A 20,606-nucleotide genomic window follows, 5' to 3' on the forward strand; every position below is an offset into this window, starting at 1 on the left:
TGTCGCCGGCATTTTTCTTGTCTGGCGCTTCAACCCTGGCGAAATTCGCCGCATCGGCCGTTTTGATGGTTGCACCGGTTTCTACATCAACGTTTTCAACAATTTTGTCGGACATTAAAACGTATCCTTTTGGTTCATAGAGACAGAGCGGAAGGGGCTTCCGAGCGTGTTATCGATTTTGTGCACACGGGCCGGAGCCTTTGGACCGCTGGTTCCACGGTGAATAACCGGTCCATCTTGCGGGGAGCTTGCCACAGCTGAAACAGGGCTTGGCTGCGCCGCAGTTTCATCATTGAACAAATCGAGATCTTCACGAACAGGCGTAAAGCGGTTTGCCTTTTGCAGAAGGGCATGAGAGCTAGAGAGTTCCTTGAGTTCGGCTTTCAGAACTGATTGCTGACGTTTTGCCTCGCGTGTGAGGGCGTCAATTTCTGCAATCAACTCCCGGGCATCATCCATACGATTGCCCAGCGCATTGAGGATCTGAGCGCCTTTGACATTGATCTCCTGGATGGAGACTTCAATCCCGTCCAGTGCCAGTGCAGTCTGGTCGAAAATGCGCTGGTAATCTTCGTGATAGGACCCCAAGCGGCGCAGATCCTTGTGCATTTGCAACATTCGGATAGTGGTTACGACCAATGCCAGAAGCAGCACGCCGTCAACGATTGCGGAGATCATCGAAAAGATCCTTTTCTTCCTCGTGGATGAGTTCTTCAATCTGCAGGGTGTAGGATCCGTCCAGCTGTCCAAGCTGGCAGGTAAATATCGGTTGGTCGTTGCAAGCCAGGGTGACCGGCGACCGCGCTGTTGCCTGAAGCTCAATCACTTGGCCGACCTTCAGGTTCGACAACTCACCGAGGTGCATCTCGCGTTCTTCCAGGATCGCTTCCAGCTTGACTTCCGTCCGCTGGATTTCATTGTGGAAGTGCTGCGTCCATTGTTTGTCGCGGCCGGACATTTCGCCGGACAACACCTGGGACAGGGCCTGACGCAACGGATTGAGTGTCGCGTGCGGCAGAACGACGAAAACTTCACCACCACGGCCGATGGCCTGCTGGAGCAGGCGCCCAACGACCGCCGGGTTGTTGCTCCGGCCGACAACCGCAAAATCCATACGGCTTTCGATTCTCTCAATCTTGAGGGTCGTCTCCGCAATTGGCGCGAAAGATTCTGCAAGTGATTTGGCGGCTATTTCAAAAATCGTCCGGGCAATCCGTGTTTCGATATTTGAGAACGGCCGTTCCTCATCAATCGGCGGCTCGGTGCCATCTGCCCCAAACAGAACGTCGACGAGCGTGAAAATGAAATCGCGGTCGAAGCCGACGAGCACGCGAGCATCCCATTCCGGAGAGTAGAGAACGGCAACAAGCGCATTGGATTCAAATTCATCGAGGACATCACCAATACGGTTGTTTTCCACGTAGCTGACCGAGATGTAGGACGGTGAGGGCGACTTCTGCCGCATTACGTCGGCCATCAAGCGCGCCATCCGGTCAAACACCACCGGCAGCATAGGCAATCGGTCAACGGAAATGCCGGCGGCGTCCAGCAGGCGGTCCGTGATCATCGCCCGTTCTGAGTTGGAGGTAGATTGCGTGTCTGTTGCTGCATCGAGCATGGTTTATGCGGCTCCCTGGAGATCGGCCGTGCTGGTTTCTGCTCCGCCGGCTCTCATGGTTTCGTTCTCGACTTCGTCGATGGTTGGCCGGTCGTATCCGGAGATGGTCTTGCGGCCATGCTCGAGTGCGATTTGCGGGTCAGCACCGTTCATGAAGGCAAGCAGGGTTTGCTTGACAACGATGTAATTGCGCAGCCGCGTTTCCCGGACCGATTTGATCTTTGCTGCCAGGGGGCCAAACAAGGAGTAGGAGAACAGGATCCCGATGAACGTTCCCACAAGGGCTGCCCCGATCAGGCTGCCGAGCAGCTGCGGCGACTGGTCGATTGCGCCCATTGCCTTGATCACGCCGAGGACCGCAGCAATGATCCCGATCGCCGGCAGGGCATCGGCCACGCTGCTCATTGCATGATAAGGCTTCATCTGATCCCGGTGGATGGTCTGGATTTCCTCATCGACCAGGGCTTCGATTTCATGCGCTCGGGCGTTTCCGACAATGATCAGGCGGAAATAGTCGCAAATGAACGTCGTCATGTTGGCGTCGCGCAGGACCGACGGATATTTCTGGAAAATCGGGGATGTGCTTGGGTCTTCGATGTGCGGTTCAACAGCATTGCGGCCTTTCGCACGCAATTCTCGCATCAGTCCATAGAGCAGAGCCAGCACATCCAAGTAATCACGTTTGGACGGTACCGCATTCCGCAACGCGTCGGAAACGGCAACAGTCGTCCCGAGTATGACTTTCACTGGATTGGCAACGATGAATGCGCCAATTGCAACGCCGAGAATGATCACCAGTTCCCAAGGTTGCCAAAGAACGAGGACCTTTCCGCCCATGGCGGCGAAACCGCCAATCAGGGATGCCGCGCCGATTATCAGGCCGATAATAATAGTCACCAAACAGCTCCTATCGGGTGAGGTTTTACTGTGCTGGTGAAAAGCTAGGGGACGAGACTTGTCCGAAGCTGACCGAACGGCCGGTTGCACCGGTGTGGCCCAGTCAGCTTGGCGTAAGCTCCGGGCGCGAATGTGTTTTCAAGACACTTACCGCTTAAAGGGCGCGGACATGATCAATACGCTTACTCAAGTTCAGATTGTCAGAAACAACATGGATCGGTCGCTGGCCACTGTCGCCGCAGATCCGGTGGTGGACCGACAAACCGAATATTACCGCGAGAATATCCGCAACATTAAGTCTGTAGACGACTTCATGGCGGATGATCGTATTTACCGGTATGCAATGACCGCCATGGGGCTTGAAGACATGATTTATGCGAAAGCGTTCATGCGCAAAGTTCTTACAGAGGGCACAGCAAGCCGCGCGGCTTTCGCCAATCAATTGGCGGATTCAAAGTACCGAAATTTCGCAGAGACATTTAATTTTGCGAACTACGGAGAGACCGCAACTTCCTTCAGCCGTACACAAGAGGGCATAGTAGATAAGTTTCATCGGCAAACCCTCGAGGTCAAAGAGGGTGCTCAGAACGATGGCGTGCGCCTTGCCTTATATTTCGAACGCAAAGCGTCCGAAATAACAGGCCCGTTCGATATTCTGGCAGATCGGGCGCTCGCTGAAACAGTCCGTACAGCGCTCGGGTTACCCGATGCTTTTGCTTTGACAGACATAGACAAGCAAGCCGAGTATTTTGACAAACATCTGGACTACGAAAAACTAAGCAGTGACCCGGAGTACCTTTCCAAGTTTTTGGAGAGATTTTCCGCGATGTATGACTTGAGTAACGGTGCTCAAACGGCAGCTGCCCCAACGCTGGCTGTATTCGGTCCGGGTCCCGGAATCGTTCCATTTGGTGAAGGCCTTTTGTCCAGCATTCAGAACTTTAAACTCGGAGGCAGTTGAGCCATGCAGTCAGCCCTTTATGTCGCGTTGTCCGCTCAAGTCGCTCTTTCCAACCGGCTGGAAACAGTCTCTCGGAACGTTGCGAATATGAACACTGCGGGTTACCGCGCTGACGAGATCAATTTCGCTGAAATGGTGTCCAAAGCAGGCCCCGATAAAGTCAGCTTTTCAAGTGGTGGCGAGAACTACATCTCGCGTCAGAACGGCAGCCTGAACAAAACCGACAATCCTCTGGATTTGGCAATAGAAGGAGAAGCCTGGTTCGCCATTCGGGATGCAAATGGCGGACTTTCCTATACACGCGATGGCCGCTTGCACATCTCTGATGACGGAACCTTGAAGACTGTGACCGGGCAGGTGGTCGTTGGTGCCGGCGGGCAACCGATCCAGCTTAATCCGGACGGAGGAACACCTCTTATCACGCAAAACGGGGACATCATACAAGGCGATGAAGACATCGTCGGCCAGATTGGTCTCTTCCTGATCCCGAATGATGCCAAACTGACCCGAAAGGAAAACTCTGCAGTTGTTCCGGACCGGGCCGTAATTCCTGTACAGGTCTTCGACCAGCATGGGATCCGTCAGGGCTATGTGGAAGGGGCGAACATAAATCCCGTCCGCGAGATGACCAAGATGATCATGATCTCCCGCGCCTTTGAAAGCGCCACGAAAATGATCGACATGGGCAGTGAAAGCCAAAAGACGGCCATCCGCGAATTGGGCAAGACATCATGAGTGCGGTCGTTGGCATAAGCTCGCCCTCTGAGGATCCATCCCCACGTCATGTGTTGCTGAAAGCGGTGGAGGCAACACAAAAAGCAACGGACGCAACCGCGCCGGCAAAGGCGGGGTTCGGGTTTTCCGATTTTGTTGATGTGATCAATCCGCTGCAGCACATCCCAGGTGTTTCTGACGTCTACCGCGCGTTGACGAACGATCAGATTTCCGAAGACGCGCGTCACGCCGGACGCACATTGTATGGAGCTGCATTGGGCGGTCCGGTCGGCATCGGTTTGATGATGGCCTATGATGCGATGACAACACCTGGATCTAGCGGCACTGCGCTGGACACTTTGGATCCTGAAGTTGCATCGGTTGAGACACCTCGAACAATCAACCCCGCCGACACATCTAGTAGGGATGGCGTTGATAGCGGCGTCGAAACAATGGTATCCGGGCCGCCCCCAATCCTCGGCGAAACAGTTGCGAGTGCCGGTGAGCGAACATTGGGAACACCGTTTAATTTGCTGCAATTCGGCGAGTTAACAGCGGACGCAGTTCCTGCGCCGAAGCCGGACAATAACAGTTCCGCTGAACGCGTACCCGAACCGGGCAGGGTATCAGCAGGTGTCGCACCGGGGGGAGCCGACCAGACCGATACCAAGACTGTTGTGCCAAGCAGCGACGATTTGGGCAGGCTCGCAGAGCATGACTCCAACCACCTTTCCCTGGATGTCTTGAAAGCCCTACAGGAGCGTCATGCCAAGCTCTCAGCATCTTAACAGCCTGGATCAAATCACGGCCTCCTTGGCCGCTCTTGATACAGAAATTGGCCGCGTCAAACTGAGCGGTCAGGTCACGCAGGTCTCCGCAGAAGCGATCCGGGTGTCTGGATTGTCACGCGTGGTTTGTTTGGGAGACCTGATCCAGTTTGAAGGCCGGTCCGGTGTTCGTCAGGGCGAGATTATCCGGCTTGAACAAAAGGATGTTGTTGTTAAACCTCTGGAGCGGGTATCGGACATCGGAATTGGCAGCGTTGCCTCGCTGATGGGAGGTTTGGCGATCCATCCGGACCTCAGTTGGCGCGGGCGCATCATCAATGCACTCGGAGAGCCGATCGACGGGCAGGGGCAATTGCGGCACGGGGTCGAGGCTTTTCTTCTGGACCGTGCTCCACCTCCGGCAATGAATCGGGAGAAGGTCACGGAAGGTGTGCGAACAGGTGTTCGTGTCATCGATCTTTTTACTCCGTTATGTGTAGGGCAGAGGATCGGTGTATTCGCAGGATCCGGAGTAGGGAAATCGACGTTGCTCGGGATGCTCGCAGGGTTCGGAGAATTCGACACTGTCGTGGTTGGGCTTGTTGGTGAGCGCGGTCGTGAAGTCCGGGAGTTTATTGACGACATTCTTGGTGAAACGATTGCCAATTCCGTCGTTGTTGCTTCCACCGGTGATGAAAGCGCAATGCAGCGCCGTCTCGCTCCGAAGACGGCAATGAGTGTTGCCGAATATTTCAGGGCTCAAGGCCACAAAGTTCTGCTGATTCTGGATTCTGCAACCCGGTTTGCGCATGCGGCCCGCGATGTCGCTCTTGCGGCCGGTGAGCCTCCGGTCGCCCGTGGGTATCCACCAAGTGTTTTTGCTGATCTTGCCCGGTTGATTGAACGCGCTGGACCAGGAGCCAGCGGCGAGGGCTCGATTACCGGTATTTTTTCTGTCCTGGTAGACGGTGATGACCACAATGATCCCGTGTCTGACGCCATTCGGGGTTTGCTTGACGGTCATATTGTTCTGGATCGAAAAACCGCAGAATCAGGAAGATATCCGCCGGTAGAGATTTTGAAGTCAACATCGCGTCTTGCGTCCCGCGCGTGGACAGAAGATCAACAAGAATTGATCCACCGGATCAAGGGGCTGATTTCTCACTATGAAGATACGAAAGATCTTCGGATGATGGGTGGATTTCAGATTACTGGCGATGAGCACTTGGAGAAAGCGTGCCGCCTTGTTCCCAGGATCTACGAAGCGATGCGTCAGGGTGCAAAGCAACCGGTGCCTGGAGATCCTTTTGCCGAGTTGGCTCAAGCCTTGGCTGCGGACGCGTAAACCATTTTCGCCGAAATCATGTAAAAGTTACGAGGCGTCGCTTTATTTAGCGGCGCTTTTTATATATATCTTCGACTAATTCATTTGATATAACCAGTGGAAACGTATTTTAATAAAATTACTTATTATTTTTATCTCAATCTTTCTGTCGTTTTATTTAGTTTTGCAATTTCCAATAAGCTTAGTCGTTACCAAAAACCTCCAAATACAACTCTTGCGATGGAAGAATTGTTGACGGCGCGATGTGGTAATTTTACCCATACTACATCGAAAAGTTTTGGGGGCTAAATCATGTTTATTATCGTTGACGACAGAGAGATCGTCACAAGTGGCTATGCCGCTGCCTTTGAGAGGGAGGGGTACGCTTCCCTCGAATTGTTGCCTGGTGAATTGCCTGATTGGCTGGAAACAGGGTGCTCGCAAGATCTAGCTTCTGTTGATGCAATCTTGATTGGCGAATGTACTGAGAGGGCGGGTTTTATAACGCAGATCAGAAGTCGTTGCCCGGAAGCGCAAATTGTTGCCCTTGAAGACACTGCAAGCTTGCAAGGTACACTTGATCTTTTCTCAGCCGGTTTCGACGAGGTGTTGAAGAAACCAGTTCATGTTCGCGAGATCATTGCCCGGTTCGGTGTATTCCGCCGCCGCGCCATGGCGCGGGACACGTCCTCGGAGGCTGGTGCCATTGAGGTGTTTTTTGACGGTCGCGACCCGACTGTTGGCGGGCAGGTCATGGAGTTGCCGCGCCGTGAGCGTCGTATCCTTGAGTATCTTGTCAAAAACAAGGGCCGCAGGGTTACCAAAACGCAGATCTTTAATGCAGTTTATGGTGTTATGAACGAAGGCGTAGACGAGTGTGTGGTCGAGAGCCATATCTCCAAGCTTCGCAAAAAGCTGAAACGGCAGCTTGGTTTTGATGCCATCGAATCCACCCGATATATCGGGTACATGTTGAAAGACACAGCGTCTCCAAAACGTCTCGTCAGCGAAACGCCTTTGCCGAAATCTGCTCGTCAGCCAGTTTGGGCGGCGGTTAACAAGCGGGAATTGGTTCTTGCGGTCGAGAATGTTGGATAGAATGCTCACATAGCCAGTGTGTCCTGGCCTATCCCCCAGGCCCTCCGGACCTACTAATGCAGCCGGGGTCATTCATGGCTCCGGCACTTGCAGTATACGCCCCCCTCCAAAAAAACGACTGTATTGAATTCGCGTTTTTTTTAAAGACACACCGCCATTTTCTTGTTTTTGCGGTTTCGTGTTGTTTGTGTTGAATGCGGCCTGCTTTCTGCGCCGCTCCAGACCTGTCTAAATGATCGAACCTAAGTTTTTGGCCCGAGCGAACAACTCGTCTATTAGCGGTCTTGGATGGCTGTTTTCTCAGGAATGCTGATCGCTGCACAAAAAGCGCACCAAAAATGATGTCTAATCGACGGATATAGGCGTAAGTTACAATTGTCTTTTAAGAAAAATTTAGAAAACTAGACCAATCTCTACAAACGAGTTGGGCTTTGAGTCTTGTTAAAACTTTTTCCAATGGTCGGTCTGACGTTGTTGGAGTTAGAATGATCTGGAGCAGTTGTTTGTCGAGCGGGTATCGAATTCCTAAGGGTGGCAGTACGCGCAATGGTCAAGGCCTAATCGGCGCCTTGGTGTTGGTTGGTAATTCGGCTTTTGAAGCTCCGGCCAAGGGGGCAGTGATTTGAGTTCGAGTGCCAGTACGTCTTTGCCGTTCGCGGCATCAGAGATGGGTCGGAACAGCCTGTCGCGAACTTTTATTGTTTATACGCTCGGTTTGTTTGCTGTTCTTGGCATAATTTTCATTGGTATCCTGACCAAGATCACATGGGATGCATCGCACGCTCGCGCCATTCGAGTGACGGAAGCATTTTTTCAGGCGACAAAACGCCCTTTTGAGCGCGCGATTTGGACAGTCAACGCGGATGCAACTCTGCAGTTGATTCGTGGTCTTGAAAGTTTGGACGTGGTCGAAAAGGTTTGGGTTGAAACCCCGGATACGGGCAATTTCGGAGATCCACTCGCCGACGACCGGCGGCAATCAGCGCTTAGTTACACACTGAACTCGCCAAGCACGATCCTCCACAAGGATATGATCGGTCAGGTCTTTATCATGATCGACCGGAATTCCATTTCGTACGAGATTATCTCGACGGTTGGGCTCATCGTGACCGCGATCATCGCCTATTTGCTCGTTTTGGCGTTTGTGATCCGAAGTATTTTCCATAGGCTAATCGGACTGCCTCTTTCCGAGATTGTTGCATATCTTTCAACGCCGAGATTGATTGAGGATCCGCCGACAGAAGCCTTGATGCCGGGCCGGGCGGACGAGATTGGGATTCTGGCGTCCAGCCTGCAGTCTATGGTGCAGCGGCGCCACTTGGATCTGCAGAAAATCCAAGAGTACCAAACCAATCTTGAGGAGCTGGTCACACATCGGACCGAACAGCTAAAGTTGGTTCAGGAAGAGCTCATTCAGGCAGACAATCTGGCCGCGCTCGGGTCCTTGGTTGCCGGTGTTTCGCATGAACTCAACACGCCGTTGGGCAATGCTTTGATGGCGGCCACAACCATCAAGGATTCGGCAACACATCTTGATGACGAACTCGAGCGCCAAACTTTGAGCAAAGAAGCGCTGGAAAATGAGGTTGCGCGGATATCTGAAACCGCGAGTATCATTGAGAAAACTTTGGCGCGTGCCCGCGAGCTGGTCGGGAATTTCCGGCAAGTTGCCGTTGATCGGCAAAGTGAGAAGAAGCGGGCCTTCAACTTTGATCACATCATCCGTGAGACGATCGCAACCTTGCAGCCAACACTTCAGAAAACGCCATTCAAACTGGAGCTAGATCTTGATGGCGATCAGGTCATTGACAGCTATCCAGGCGCTGTTAGTCAGCTCGTCTCCAACTTTGTCGAGAATGCGGTGAAGCACGCCTACGAGGGTAAGGAACACGGAACTATCCGGCTGTCGTCAAGTATAGAAAATCGAAGCAAGGGAGCCGGCGCTGCTGGCCGAACAATCGTGTTCAAGTGCCGCGACGATGGCGTCGGGATACCCGACAAGAATTTGAAGAAAGTGTTTGAACCGTTTTTTACAACGAAATTCGGTAAAGGGGGATCCGGGCTCGGTATGGCCATTTGTTATCAGCTTGCAACCGAAGCTTTGAATGGCACAATCTCCGTGTCATCCAAGGTTGGACATGGTACTGAGTTTACTGTTGAGATCCCGGTTACGGAACCGCAGAAGAAAAAGGCACACATAACAACAACGACGAAGGTGCATTGACATGGTGATGGATTTTCTGGCGCCTTCTGAGCCTAAAACCGGCGAGGAGCTTGAAAAGCCCTGGAAGGTTCTGATTGTTGACGACGATCCGGACGTGCACGAAGTCACACGGATAGCAGTGTCGGGATGCCGGTTCGAAAACCGTCCGTTCCAGCTGTTGCACGCATTGTCCGCACACGAAGCCAAGCAGATCCTTCAGGAACACGATGACATTCCGGTTGCGCTTGTCGACGTTGTTATGGAGAGCGATACAGCCGGGCTTGGTCTGGTCAGCTGGATTCGCAAGGATCTCGGTAATCGTTTCACCAGATTGATCCTGAGAACCGGCCAGCCGGGATATGCGCCCCAAACCGATGTCATCATGAAATTCGACATCGACGGATATGCCGAAAAAGCTGAATTGTCGCGCACCAAACTCATCACCGCGATCGTCACCGCGTTGCGGGGTTACAAGCTGGTGATGTCAATTGAAACCAACCGCAAGAAGCTCAAGGATTTGAACGCGCATTTTGCGGAGATCGTTCAGCAAAATGCGCTTAGTGAATTCGCGGCGGCGGTACTGGAGCAATTTACAGCGTTGATCGGCAAGCCGATCGATTGTCTTTTGTGCGGCTACGAGACCTTACCGGAATATGCCGGGTCAGAAAAAATCGGCGTCCGTGTGTTGTCCGCCCGAGGCATCCATGAAGACAAGGTTGACTTACCGCTGGATGTGATTAGCAGCAGCGATATCCGTCATGCTGTGTCTCAGTGTATCGAGTCACAAGAAATGTGCGCAAACGCAGACGGCGTTGCACTGCCATTGGTCACCCGCAACGGTATGTCAGGCGCTCTTTATCTTGGAACCACTTACGAGGAACTTGAAGAACTTGTCGGTTCCGAAGTGGTACAGCTCTTTGTATCGAATGCTGCCCTTGGTTATGAGAAAACCGGATTGTTGGAGCACATCCGAAATCTCGCTTATGTGGACCGGATGACGGGTCTGTCGACGTTTTCCGGTTTTTTGGAAGCTTTTTACAGGAACACCCTTACAGCTTCCAAATTGCTGGTCGTGCACGCGGATATCCAGCGGTTCCGGGTCATTGTTGACGGCATCGGTGATGAAAAGGCCTCCGGTGTCCTGAGAAAAACCGGCCACCGTTTGTCGCGGACGTTCCCGGATGCCTTGTCGATTGCACGCAAGGAACGGGATGAGTTTTTGATCCTCCTGAAGGGCAACAGTGATGACGATGTTCAGGACGTCGTTGCCCGCGTAGAAGAGGCGTTTCAGGAACCCATCCGGTTGGACGACACACAACTGACACTGCGTCCACGTCTTGGTTTCGCGATGTCGTCTGATCCGTCCAATGCGGCTGAAGACATTGCACGTCAGGCTTCCATTGCGCTCAACGACGTGCGGCAGAATGCTAACAGCAGCTACGCTGTGTTCAATCCTTTGATGCAGGAAGCGGCATTTGAACGGCTTCGTCTTGCTTCTTTGTTGACAGGTGGTCAGGAGCAGACGGAGTTTTCCGTTCACTACCAACCGATCATGTCGGCCAAGGACGAGGGCATCGCCTCCTTTGAGGCCTTGATGCGGTTCCGTACACCAGGCGGCGCATTCCTGAACACCGCCAGCATGATTGAAGCGGCGGAGACCAGCGGGTTGATTACGGAGATCGGTGCCTGGATGTTCCGGACGTCTTTCTCGGAATTCAGCAACTTTCAGGGCATCTCTGATCAGGTTCGTTTGAACGTGAATCTGTCACCCCGCCAGGTACATGCCAGCCGAATCTATAAGGACATCGAGGACGCTGCGACCAACGCTGAGCTTTCTCTAAACCGGCTTGTGTTCGAGGTCACAGAAGGCTTGTTCCTCAGCAATGATCAGGTTACCCTTGATCTTTTGACGTGGCTTCGCAAACGCGGGGCAACCGTCGTCATAGATGATTTCGGAACCGGATATTCTTCGTTGAGTTATCTGCGTAAACTTCCGGTGGACGGTATCAAGATTGACCGCAGCTTTATCATGCACATGGATCAGGATCCCGATGCGCTTGCTGTTGTGAAGTCGCTTCTGGCTGTTGCAAAGGCGCTTGATCTTAGCGTGACCGCTGAGGGTGTTGAGACCGTTGCGCAACGGAAAATAATGCAGGATCTCAACTGCAGTTACCTGCAGGGCTATCTCTACTCCAAGCCCCTCAGCGCGGCGGACCTGACGGACTTTATCAACAAGGCCGTGGAGCCCGGCGTCGCTTTTGGTTGATTTTATTAGCGGAACCGATGCTGCTTCCGCTCGTTTATACTGATCCGTCAGAGAACCAATACAGGAACAGCAGCACCTGCGGGCTCAGCCGGTGCAAACGGCGGGCGTACAATCAATCCGCCCGATTTTGCCAGAAGGGCCAGCATTGAGCTGTCTTGCTTTGGGAACGGAGCTGCAATCAGCCGGCCATCAGCGTCTTCACTGAGCATTGCACGCACATAGTCCTGACGCCGGTCGTTTTCTCCGATCGCCTCGGCCAAGATTGCTTCTTTTGGAGTTGCCGAACCATTCGGAGCGCCTAGCATTTTTGCGATGAGCGGTTTTAAGAACAAAAGACCGCACACGAGACTGGATACCGGGTTTCCCGGAAGCCCGAGAACCTTTGTTTTCCCGAGGCGGCCCGCCATCAGAGGCTTTCCGGGGCGCATAGCGATCCGCCAGAACGACAGGTCCATCCCCTCATTACCAAGAACATCCTGTACAAGATCGTGATCGCCGACGGACGCGCCGCCAAGGGTTACAAGAATGTCGGCCTCTTCGGTAATGGCCCGCTTAACGCAAGCCGCAAGTTCCTTTGGTTCATCGGGTGAAATGCCAAGGTCGAGCGGTTCCCCGCCGCAGTCCTCAACCATCGCCGCAATGCCGGCATGATTGGACGCAATGATTTGGTCAGGGCCGGGTCTGCCGCCTGGCCGGACAAGTTCGTCGCCTGTCGCGAGAATGGCAACCTTGGGCCGCTTCACGACGGTCAAGACCGCATGGTTCATCGCAGCGGCAAGAGCCAAATGCCGATAGTCGAGTTTCAACGGTGGATTTAGGAGGATGTCGCCTTCTGAAAAATCCAGACCGGCCGCGCGAACGAACGCACCTTTTGCGGGGTTTTCCAGAACCTTGATACGACCATCGGAACGTTCGGCGTTTTCCTGGATCAAGATTGTGTCGGCGCCATCTGGAACCGGGGCGCCTGTAAAGATCCGAACCGCTTGTCCCGGACCAACCTGTCCGGAATATCCATGACCTGCCGGAGCTTCGCCGATGACGTCGAGTTCTGTTAGCCCGTATGTCAAATCGGAGCGCCGGATCGCATAGCCATCCATCGCGGATGCCGCAAATGGCGGCTGTGTTCGCGTTGAGGCGAGGGGCCGTGCGAGAAACCGGCCATTGGCTGCCTCCAGCGGTACAGTCTCCGCCTCCAGAGGAGCAACGCCTTTCAAGAGCTTATCAAGGGCCTCCGAAACCGGCATCAGGCTCATCAGGTGCCGCCCTCGCTGCCGTCCTTTTCCAATGTCCAGTGACCGGATTTTCCGCCAGCCTTTTCAACAAGGCGGATATCTCCGATGACCATGCCGCGATCGACGGCCTTGGCCATGTCATAGATGGTAAGGCAAGTCAGCGAACACGCTGTCAGCGCTTCCATTTCAACACCGGTTTGGCCGCTCACTTTTGTGGTCGCCGTAACGACAAGGCCCGGAAGACTATCATCCGGCTCAATGTCGACGTTCACCTTGGACAGCATCAGCGGGTGACAGAGCGGGATAAGCTCGTGGGTTTTTTTGGCAGCCAAGATGCCCGCAATCCGGGCAGTTCCGATGACATCGCCTTTTTTGGCGTTCCCGGAGCGGATGAGTTCCAGAGTTTCAGCACGCATGGTGATGTGCCCGCGCGCAACAGCGATCCGATGTGTTGTTTCCTTTTCGGAGACATCGACCATGTTGGCCGCACCAGCTGCATCCAAATGTGTGAGGGTCGGTTCAGCCACGTGTCAACCTGCCTTTGACAGTGTTTCTTTGGCAAGAAGAGACTTCGTGGCTGAGGCGACGTCGTCTTGACGCATCAAGCTCTCACCGATGAGGAAGGTGGAAATGCCTACCTTGTTCATCCGCGCAAGATCAGCTGGCGTGAACAGTCCAGATTCGCCGACGATGATCCGGTCATCAGGGATCATCGTCGCCAGTTCTTCGCTGGTTTCCAGTTTGGTCTCGAATGTCTTCAGGTTTCGATTGTTGATGCCCATCAAAGGAGACGACAGCTTGAGCGCGCGTTCCAGCTCCTCTGCATTGTGAACCTCCAGAAGGACGTCCATGCCGAGCTCAAACGCCGTGTCTTCGAGCGCCTTCGCCGTGTCGTCATCGATCGCAGCGAGAATGATCAGGATACAGTCCCCGCCCCAGGCTCTCGCTTCGTAGACCTGATAGGTGTCGTAGAGAAAATCCTTGCGCAGGGCAGGGAGGCTGACGGCATCACGAGCCGCGGTCAAAAACTCTGGCTTGCCCTGGAAAGAAGGCGTGTCGGTCAGAACGGACAGGCATGCAGCGCCTCCCGCCTCGTATGCTTTTGCAAGCAGCGGCGGATCGAAATCCTCGCGAATAAGTCCCTTGGAAGGGCTCGCCTTTTTGATCTCGGCAATCAGAGCGTAGTCGCCAGCAGCATGTTTGGTTTCAAGGGCTTTTTGAAAACCGCGCGATGCACTCACATCCTGAATACGTGCCTTCAGATCGTCGAAAGAGACTGCTGCCTTGGCAGCTGCGATCTCATCGCGTTTATAGGCTTCGATTTTTTGAAGTATGTCGGCCATGTCTTATCCGTTCGAGACTGCGACGAGTTCGTTCAATGTGCTGGCAGCAGACCCTGAATCAATAGACTGGGCGGCCATTGCAACGCCTTCCTTAAGGTCGGTGACCTTGTCCGCAACGATCAGGGATGCAGCTGCGTTGAAGAGCACGACATCCCGGTACGCGTTTTTTGCACCAGCGAGGACTTCACGAAGGGCTTTGGCGTTTTGCGCTGGCGTGCCGCCTTTCAGATCCGCAAGTTTTGCTTCCGGCAAACCAGCGTCTGCGGGCGTGACTTCGAATGACCGGATTTCGCCGCCTGACAACTCGCTGACGAATGTCGGGCCGGTGGTCGTGATCTCATCCATGCCGTCAGATCCGTGAACGATCCAGGCTTTTTCTGTCCCGAGTTCCTTCAAGGCCTGGGCGACAGGCTCGACCCATTTGCGATCGAAGACGCCGGTCATCTGGCGTTTCACGCGGGCCGGGCAGGATAGGGGCCCAAGAAGATTGAAAATCGTCCGGGTGCCCAATTCCATACGCGTCGGGCCGACATTTTTCATGGCAGCGTGATGAAGCGGGGCAAACATGAAGCCGATGCCGGCTTTGGAAATGCAGTCGGAAATGACGTCCGGGGTGACGTCAATATCAACACCCAGTTCGACGAGAGCTTCGGACGCGCCCGATTTGGAAGACAGCGAGCGGTTGCCATGTTTTGCGACAGGCACACCGCAGCCGGCGACAACCAGCGCCGTGCAGGTCGAGATGTTGTAGCTGCCGGAATTGTCTCCACCGGTGCCAACAATATCAATCGCATCTGCCGGTGCATCGACGGGCAGCATTTTCTCGCGCATTGTGGCAACGGCGCCGGTTACTTCAGCAACGGTTTCACCGCGCACCCGCAAGGCCATCAGAAAGCCTCCGAGTTGCGATGGCGTTGCCGAACCGCTCAAGATGATGTCGAACGCATTCCGGGCCTCTTCAAAGGTCAGCGAATGGCCATCCGCGACCTTAGATATATAGTCCTTGAAGCTCTGCATTTTACATTCCGCTGCCGCTGTGAGCCGTTCCGTCCGGGTTCAAGCCCATAACTTGCGCAACAGCCGCGCTGTTGATTTCAACACCAGCCCGGGTTTCCTGTTCCGCGACAAACAGATCCAGCAAGGAATTTTGAACCTGCTGGGAGAGCTGACCTTCAAGCGCCGTGACTTCTGATGTCTCAGGGCTAAACTCGGGGATCTCAGAACCGGTGACCTTTAGAACAACCCGGCCGTTGCCGTCCGCAGATTCGGCTGTCGCAACAGAGCCTGCCGGCCCTTCGAAGATCGCAGTGAGAGCATCACTGCCAAGATCGCCGGTCGGCATACTGCGCGTGACACCTTCTGCGGTTTGAACAGATACGCCTTCGGCCGCTGCAAGGTCGCCCAAGCTTGTGCCGCTCTCGGCTTTCGCCAGCAGATCCGTTGCCTTTTGGCTAAGCCGTTCGTTCAGCTGATCCGATTTCCAGGCAGCAATAACCTGATCACGTACTTCATCGAGATCGCGATCTCGTTCCGGAGTGACGCTGGTTACGTCGTACCAGAGGTATCCGCGATTGCCGATTTGAAGGACGTCGTTTTCAATGCCGATATCGCTGTCGAACGCGCCCGCAATCAGGCCTTCCGCATCCGGCAGAATGGCGTCGGTCTCAATTGTGGTCTTGCCGTCGCGGTCAAAAGAGCCGGTGCTTTTGACCGCCAAGGAAAACCGCTCACCGATTTCGTCAAGAAGGGCGCCGCCCGCGCGCGCGTCTTCGACTTCATCGAGGAGATCGAGGATTTCGCGTTCAGCCTGTTCCAGTGCGAGCTCTTCTACAATCTCGTCCCGCACATCTGCGAAGGGGGTCGTGTTTGCCGGAATGATTTCTTCCACGTTCACGATAACGTTGGAAAAACGGCCCTCGACGACATCGCTGGTATCGCCCGCGGAAAGCGTGAACGCTGCGTCCCCGATCGCATCGTCGAGGAAATCTGCACGAGACATGACACCGAGCGTGACATCATTGTTGGTCAGATTGCGGTCTGCCATCAGGTCCGCGAAGGTTTTGCCGCCCGCCAGGGCTTGAGCCGCAGCCTGTGCATCTTCATCGGAGTTGAACGACAGCTGGCGCACACGGCGGCGCTCTGGTTCAGCGAAGTCGGAAATCCGGCGATCATATTCTGAGCGGGCGTCCGCGTCCGTGATGTCCTCAGGACGCGCAAGGGCAGACGGGACAAGTTCGACATACCTGATTTCGCGGTATTCGGGAGCCCGGAAGTCAGCCTTCTTGCCATCATAGTAGGTGACAAGGGTATCTTCTGCCGGGTCCTCGATGTCGCCAATCTGTTCCGCCGCTATGGCAACATACTCGACGGAGCGGGTTTCATTCTGGAAGGCGTCGAACGCTGCAAGGTAAGCTTGCGGCGCGCTCATGCCGCCGATGAGGCCTTCGATCACCTGGCCGCGTTCTGCTTCCTGACGGCGCAGGACCACGTATTCATCTTCCCGGTAGTCATTGGCGTTCAGCACCTGTTGAAGGCGGCTGCGGTCATACCGCCCGGAAGCGCCCTGGAACGCCGGATCCGACTGGATGATAGCGCCCAGGCGATCGTCGGAGATGCCGACTTTCAGCTCCTGTGCGGCATTGCTCATCGCCGCCTGGCCAATGAGGCGGGCCAGCGCTTGTTGCGGAATTCCGAGCGATGCACCTTCTTGCGGCGTCAATGGACGTCCGAATTGTTGGCCAAGCCGGTTCAGGTCCTGGCGGTACATTCGGTCAAATTCCAATAGGGAGACTTCTTTTTCGCCGACCTTGGCGACCGTGTTTTGGCCGTAGCCCTGGAGGAAATCTGTCACACCCCAGATCGCGAAGCTGAAGATCAGCAGGGCGATGAACAGTTTTGCAATCCAGGTACCTGCGCCCTTGCGCAATGAGTCAAGCATGACGTCTCCCGTTTCTTTCGTCTCATGCGGGCGCCTGTCGGGCGCCGTGGTCCGGCTCGTTAGCGGAGCGGGCGGATCATAATGAGGCCTTCATAAACGAGCAAGGCGGCAAGAACAAACATCTTCATGACATTTTGCTGACCCATTGCATGGCGGCTTTGCATCTGGTCTATAGGCGCAAAAATGCGGATCTGCAGGAGAGATGAATGAGCACACCGATCAAGCCGATGGTGGCCGGAAACTGGAAGATGAACGGTCTGAAGGCCGGCCAGGCAGAGCTTCACAAGATGCTGGCTGGGATTTCGGACGATTTGGCTGATTGCGTGGATGTGATGATTTGCCCACCGGCGACCTTGATCGCGTCCTTTTCCGAAAAAGTGACCGGCAACGTGATGGCAATTGGTGCACAAGACTGCCACGCGGCGGCATCGGGTGCGCATACCGGTGATCTTTCCGCGGGAATGATCGCGGATGCGGGTGCAAAGGCGGTCATCGTTGGCCACTCAGAGCGCCGCACCGATCATGGCGAGACGGATGCAGATGTGAATGCCAAAGCCCAAGCGGCTTGGTCAGCTGGTCTTGTCGCCATCATCTGCGTCGGCGAAACCGAGGCGGAACGGAAAGCCGGCGAGGCAGTAGCCGTCGTTGAGCGCCAGTTGGCGGGCTCTGTACCGGATGGCGCAACTGCGCAAAACACGGTCATTGCTTACGAGCCGGTTTGGGCAATCGGAACCGGATTGACCCCGACAGCGGGTGATGTGGCCGAAATGCATGAAGCTATGCGGGTCGATCTTGCCAAGCGGCTTGGCGCCGAGGGAAGTGCCATGCGTCTGCTTTACGGTGGGTCGGTGAAACCCGGAAATGCAGCAGAACTGATGGCTGTGGACAACGTTGATGGAGCACTCGTGGGCGGCGGCAGCCTCAAGGCCGACGATTTCCTTGGTATCCTTGCTGCCTATCAATAAATCACCGAACCTTGACGCTTTGAACAAGAAGCATCAATTCATGGGTGGTAAGCAGCCTACTTGTGGTGTAGAAGGCCGCCAATCTTGTATTTTGAACTGAACGGAAGCCGATGGAAACCGTAGTCATCGTGATACACCTTATGGTCGTTCTGGCCCTGGTGCTTGTTGTCCTCCTGCAGCGCTCTGAAGGCGGTGCGCTCGGCATGGGCGGCGGCGGCGGTGGAGGCGGCGGATTGATGTCCAGCCGCGGAACAGCCAACGTGTTAACACGTGCGACGGCCATTCTTGCTGTTGCGTTCTTCGCAACATCGCTGACGCTCAGCCTGATCGCATCCAACGAAGACAGTCCGGCATCGATCCTTGATGCTGCGCCAGCTGCAACCAGCGATGCGCCTGGTGCGCCTGGCGCCGACACAGACACCGGTGCTGGCGGCGGCGGAATTCTCGATTCGCTCAGACAACAGAGCCAACCCTCCGGGCCACAGGTTCCAGCTGCTCAGTAACAGAGCGGCGCCGGAACCCGGCCTATTCGCCTAACATATGCCCTGCGGCCCAAATCGCAGGGCATTTTTATGTGTTAAGAACGTAACTCCCGAATGGTCAAATGACCTTTCGAAAGGATATGGTATTGCTCCATGGCGCGATACATCTTCATTACCGGCGGCGTGGTCTCCTCGCTAGGAAAAGGTCTTGCTTCGGCTGCACTGGGCTCTCTGCTCCAGTCCCGGGGCTACAAGGTTCGGCTTCGTAAGCTCGATCCGTATTTGAACGTGGATCCGGGCACAATGAGCCCGTATCAGCATGGCGAATGCTATGTCACCGACGACGGGGCCGAGACGGACCTTGATCTCGGTCACTATGAGCGGTTCACCGGGCGTCCTGCCAACCAGCAGGACAACATCACTACCGGCCGAATTTATCAGGACATTATCGCCAAGGAACGGCGTGGTGACTATCTCGGCGGCACAGTGCAGGTGATTCCGCACGTCACCGATGCGATCAAGAATTTCGTCCTAAGTGGAAACGAAGACTACGACTTCGTGCTCGTGGAAATCGGCGGCACGGTCGGCGACATCGAAGGTTTGCCGTTCTTTGAAGCAATCCGACAGCTCGGCAATGATCTGCCACGGGGCGATGCGGTCTATGTTCACCTGACCCTGATGCCGTACATTCCGGCGGCTGGGGAGATGAAGACCAAGCCGACACAACACTCTGTAAAAGAGCTGCGATCAATTGGTATTCAGCCGGACATTCTCATGGTCCGCTGTGACCGGCCGATCCCGGAAAATGAACGGCGCAAGCTGTCCCTGTTCTGCAACGTCCGCGAGACTGCAGTCATCCCGGCTTATGACGTCAAATCCATTTATGACGTGCCGATTGCCTATCACAAGGAAGGCCTCGATGATGAAGTCCTTGCGGCATTTGGCATCAAAGGGGCCCCGGCGCCGGTGCTCGACCGCTGGAAGGGTATTTCCGAGGCCGTTGCCAATCCTGAGGGCGAGGTTAAAATCGCCATCGTCGGCAAATACACCGTTCTGAAGGACGCTTATAAGTCCATGATCGAGGCTCTGGTTCATGGCGGGATTGCCAACCGGGTGAAGGTCAATCTGGAATGGATCGAATCGGAAACCTTTGAGAAGGAAGATCCGAGCCCCTACCTGGAGGGTGTCCACGGTATTCTGGTTCCCGGCGGTTTTGGCGAGCGTGGCGCGGAAGGCAAAATCGCAGCTGCACATTATGCGCGGACCCGGGACATTCCGTATTTCGGGATTTGCTTCGGTATGCAGATGGCGGTCGTTGAAGCGGCCCGCAACCTTGCCGGAATCAAGGAAGCGAGCTCCACCGAGTTCGGCCCAACCAGTGAACCTGTTGTTGGACTGATGACCGAGTGGACCAAGGGTAATGCCAAGGAAATGCGCGTTCAGGATGGCGATCTTGGTGGCACGATGCGTCTTGGTGCCTATCCGGCGGCCTTGAAGCCGGGCTCGAAAATTGCCGAGGTCTATGGCTCAACGTCGATTTCCGAGCGTCACCGTCACCGCTATGAAGTGAACATCGATTACCGGGATCGTCTTGAAAACTGCGGTCTGATCTTTGCCGGGACATCTCCGGACGGCGTTCTGCCGGAAACGGTTGAGATCGAGGACCATCCTTGGTTCATCGGCGTTCAGTACCACCCGGAACTGAAATCACGTCCGTTTGAACCACATCCGCTCTTTGCATCCTTCGTCGGTGCAGCTATGCGTCAAAGCCGTTTGGTTTAAGGTCGCATTTCAGGAA

18 protein-coding genes are annotated in these 20,606 nt (G+C 54.8%); 10 read left to right on the forward strand and 8 right to left on the reverse strand.

The features are described 5' to 3' along the window. Positions 1–114 precede the first annotated feature (114 nt). The 3 genes from SADFL11_RS05195 to motA are packed head-to-tail and all read right to left on the reverse strand — an operon-like array spanning position 115 to position 2,515. A complete protein-coding gene (locus SADFL11_RS05195) occupies positions 115–678 on the reverse strand; it encodes a hypothetical protein (RefSeq protein WP_040450537.1) in 564 nt (187 codons plus the stop codon). Next, the gene (locus tag SADFL11_RS05200) at positions 659–1,618 is read right to left on the reverse strand and encodes a flagellar motor switch protein FliM (protein WP_008195690.1); all 960 of its coding nucleotides are present in this window, start codon (positions 1,616–1,618) and stop codon (positions 659–661) included. Before SADFL11_RS05200 ends, SADFL11_RS05195 begins: the two co-directional genes overlap by 20 nt. A 3-nt stretch (positions 1,619–1,621) precedes the next feature. Continuing rightward, positions 1,622–2,515 (reverse strand): flagellar motor stator protein MotA, encoded by an 894-nt coding sequence (gene motA / locus SADFL11_RS05205; protein WP_008197164.1) that lies wholly within the window; start codon positions 2,513–2,515, stop codon positions 1,622–1,624. A 169-nt stretch (positions 2,516–2,684) separates the two neighbouring features. Between motA and SADFL11_RS05210 the strand changes: the two genes are divergently transcribed. The 7 genes from SADFL11_RS05210 (at position 2,685) to SADFL11_RS05240 (ending at position 11,848) form a co-directional block, all read left to right on the forward strand. Next, entirely contained in the window at positions 2,685–3,476 is a 792-nt protein-coding gene (locus SADFL11_RS05210) for a DUF1217 domain-containing protein (protein WP_040452063.1), read from the forward strand. A gap of 3 nt (positions 3,477–3,479) precedes the next feature. Then, on the forward strand, positions 3,480–4,211 hold the full coding sequence (gene flgF, locus SADFL11_RS05215) for a flagellar basal-body rod protein FlgF (RefSeq protein WP_008194854.1): 732 nt from the start codon (positions 3,480–3,482) through the stop codon (positions 4,209–4,211). Next, complete coding sequence (locus SADFL11_RS05220) at positions 4,208–4,978, forward strand: hypothetical protein (protein ID WP_050775944.1); 771 nt, start codon at positions 4,208–4,210, stop codon at positions 4,976–4,978. The genes flgF and SADFL11_RS05220 overlap by 4 nt, the downstream gene beginning before the upstream one ends. Further along, positions 4,956–6,302: a FliI/YscN family ATPase gene (locus SADFL11_RS05225; protein ID WP_008196722.1), complete on the forward strand. Its 1,347-nt coding sequence runs from the start codon at positions 4,956–4,958 to the stop codon at positions 6,300–6,302. Before SADFL11_RS05220 ends, SADFL11_RS05225 begins: the two co-directional genes overlap by 23 nt. Positions 6,303–6,593: 291 nt before the next feature. After that, complete coding sequence (locus SADFL11_RS05230; protein WP_008193510.1) at positions 6,594–7,379, forward strand: response regulator transcription factor; 786 nt, start codon at positions 6,594–6,596, stop codon at positions 7,377–7,379. A gap of 622 nt (positions 7,380–8,001) precedes the next feature. Beyond that, entirely contained in the window at positions 8,002–9,603 is a 1,602-nt protein-coding gene (locus SADFL11_RS05235) for a sensor histidine kinase (RefSeq protein WP_209002739.1), read from the forward strand. 1 nt (position 9,604) lies between these two features. Beyond that, positions 9,605–11,848 (forward strand): bifunctional diguanylate cyclase/phosphodiesterase, encoded by a 2,244-nt coding sequence (locus SADFL11_RS05240; RefSeq protein ID WP_008195507.1) that lies wholly within the window; start codon positions 9,605–9,607, stop codon positions 11,846–11,848. A 47-nt stretch (positions 11,849–11,895) separates the two neighbouring features. Here the strand turns inward: SADFL11_RS05240 and SADFL11_RS05245 are convergent, their stop codons facing one another. Genes SADFL11_RS05245 through SADFL11_RS05265 form a run of 5 tightly spaced genes read right to left on the reverse strand, consistent with a single transcriptional unit; the run spans position 11,896 to position 17,361 of the window. Beyond that, on the reverse strand, positions 11,896–13,101 hold the full coding sequence (locus tag SADFL11_RS05245; protein ID WP_008196418.1) for a molybdopterin molybdotransferase MoeA: 1,206 nt from the start codon (positions 13,099–13,101) through the stop codon (positions 11,896–11,898). Then, positions 13,101–13,607 carry a cyclic pyranopterin monophosphate synthase MoaC gene (gene moaC / locus SADFL11_RS05250; RefSeq protein WP_008196247.1) on the reverse strand — a complete coding sequence of 169 codons (507 nt, stop codon included), beginning with the start codon at positions 13,605–13,607 and terminating at the stop codon, positions 13,101–13,103. Before moaC ends, SADFL11_RS05245 begins: the two co-directional genes overlap by 1 nt. Positions 13,608–13,610: 3 nt before the next feature. Next, positions 13,611–14,423, reverse strand: a complete 813-nt coding sequence (trpC, locus tag SADFL11_RS05255; RefSeq protein ID WP_008194762.1) for an indole-3-glycerol phosphate synthase TrpC — start codon at positions 14,421–14,423, stop codon at positions 13,611–13,613. 3 nt (positions 14,424–14,426) lie between these two features. Then, a complete protein-coding gene (gene trpD / locus SADFL11_RS05260; protein ID WP_008191920.1) occupies positions 14,427–15,440 on the reverse strand; it encodes an anthranilate phosphoribosyltransferase in 1,014 nt (337 codons plus the stop codon). 1 nt (position 15,441) lies between these two features. Beyond that, positions 15,442–17,361, reverse strand: a complete 1,920-nt coding sequence (locus tag SADFL11_RS05265; protein ID WP_040450532.1) for a SurA N-terminal domain-containing protein — start codon at positions 17,359–17,361, stop codon at positions 15,442–15,444. A gap of 206 nt (positions 17,362–17,567) precedes the next feature. Between SADFL11_RS05265 and tpiA the strand changes: the two genes are divergently transcribed. The 3 genes from tpiA to SADFL11_RS05280 all read left to right on the forward strand — a co-directional run bounded on the left by tpiA (position 17,568) and on the right by SADFL11_RS05280 (position 20,590). Next, positions 17,568–18,326 carry a triose-phosphate isomerase gene (tpiA, locus tag SADFL11_RS05270; RefSeq protein WP_040450530.1) on the forward strand — a complete coding sequence of 253 codons (759 nt, stop codon included), beginning with the start codon at positions 17,568–17,570 and terminating at the stop codon, positions 18,324–18,326. A gap of 110 nt (positions 18,327–18,436) precedes the next feature. Further along, a complete protein-coding gene (secG, locus tag SADFL11_RS05275) occupies positions 18,437–18,829 on the forward strand; it encodes a preprotein translocase subunit SecG (RefSeq protein ID WP_040450528.1) in 393 nt (130 codons plus the stop codon). 132 nt (positions 18,830–18,961) lie between these two features. Then, positions 18,962–20,590 carry a CTP synthase gene (locus tag SADFL11_RS05280; protein ID WP_008192600.1) on the forward strand — a complete coding sequence of 543 codons (1,629 nt, stop codon included), beginning with the start codon at positions 18,962–18,964 and terminating at the stop codon, positions 20,588–20,590. The last annotated feature ends 16 nt before the right edge of the window (positions 20,591–20,606 follow it).

The organism is Roseibium alexandrii DFL-11 (genome assembly GCF_000158095.2).
Classification (GTDB): Bacteria; Pseudomonadota; Alphaproteobacteria; order Rhizobiales; family Stappiaceae; genus Roseibium; species Roseibium alexandrii.

What these genes read in the sequence shown, in the direction of transcription:
- SADFL11_RS05195 (WP_040450537.1), bottom strand. Translation starts at nt 678, where the DNA reads ATGATCTCCGCAATCGTTGACGGCGTGCTGCTTCTGGCATTGGTCGTA.
- SADFL11_RS05200 (WP_008195690.1), bottom strand. Translation starts at nt 1,618, where the DNA reads ATGCTCGATGCAGCAACAGACACGCAATCTACCTCCAACTCAGAACGG.
- SADFL11_RS05210 (WP_040452063.1), top strand. Translation starts at nt 2,685, where the DNA reads ATGATCAATACGCTTACTCAAGTTCAGATTGTCAGAAACAACATGGAT.
- flgF (WP_008194854.1), top strand. Translation starts at nt 3,480, where the DNA reads ATGCAGTCAGCCCTTTATGTCGCGTTGTCCGCTCAAGTCGCTCTTTCC.
- SADFL11_RS05220 (WP_050775944.1), top strand. Translation starts at nt 4,208, where the DNA reads ATGAGTGCGGTCGTTGGCATAAGCTCGCCCTCTGAGGATCCATCCCCA.
- SADFL11_RS05225 (WP_008196722.1), top strand. Translation starts at nt 4,956, where the DNA reads ATGCCAAGCTCTCAGCATCTTAACAGCCTGGATCAAATCACGGCCTCC.
- SADFL11_RS05230 (WP_008193510.1), top strand. Translation starts at nt 6,594, where the DNA reads ATGTTTATTATCGTTGACGACAGAGAGATCGTCACAAGTGGCTATGCC.
- SADFL11_RS05240 (WP_008195507.1), top strand. Translation starts at nt 9,605, where the DNA reads ATGGTGATGGATTTTCTGGCGCCTTCTGAGCCTAAAACCGGCGAGGAG.
- SADFL11_RS05245 (WP_008196418.1), bottom strand. Translation starts at nt 13,101, where the DNA reads ATGAGCCTGATGCCGGTTTCGGAGGCCCTTGATAAGCTCTTGAAAGGC.
- trpC (WP_008194762.1), bottom strand. Translation starts at nt 14,423, where the DNA reads ATGGCCGACATACTTCAAAAAATCGAAGCCTATAAACGCGATGAGATC.
- trpD (WP_008191920.1), bottom strand. Translation starts at nt 15,440, where the DNA reads ATGCAGAGCTTCAAGGACTATATATCTAAGGTCGCGGATGGCCATTCG.
- SADFL11_RS05265 (WP_040450532.1), bottom strand. Translation starts at nt 17,361, where the DNA reads ATGCTTGACTCATTGCGCAAGGGCGCAGGTACCTGGATTGCAAAACTG.
- tpiA (WP_040450530.1), top strand. Translation starts at nt 17,568, where the DNA reads ATGAGCACACCGATCAAGCCGATGGTGGCCGGAAACTGGAAGATGAAC.
- secG (WP_040450528.1), top strand. Translation starts at nt 18,437, where the DNA reads ATGGAAACCGTAGTCATCGTGATACACCTTATGGTCGTTCTGGCCCTG.
- SADFL11_RS05280 (WP_008192600.1), top strand. Translation starts at nt 18,962, where the DNA reads ATGGCGCGATACATCTTCATTACCGGCGGCGTGGTCTCCTCGCTAGGA.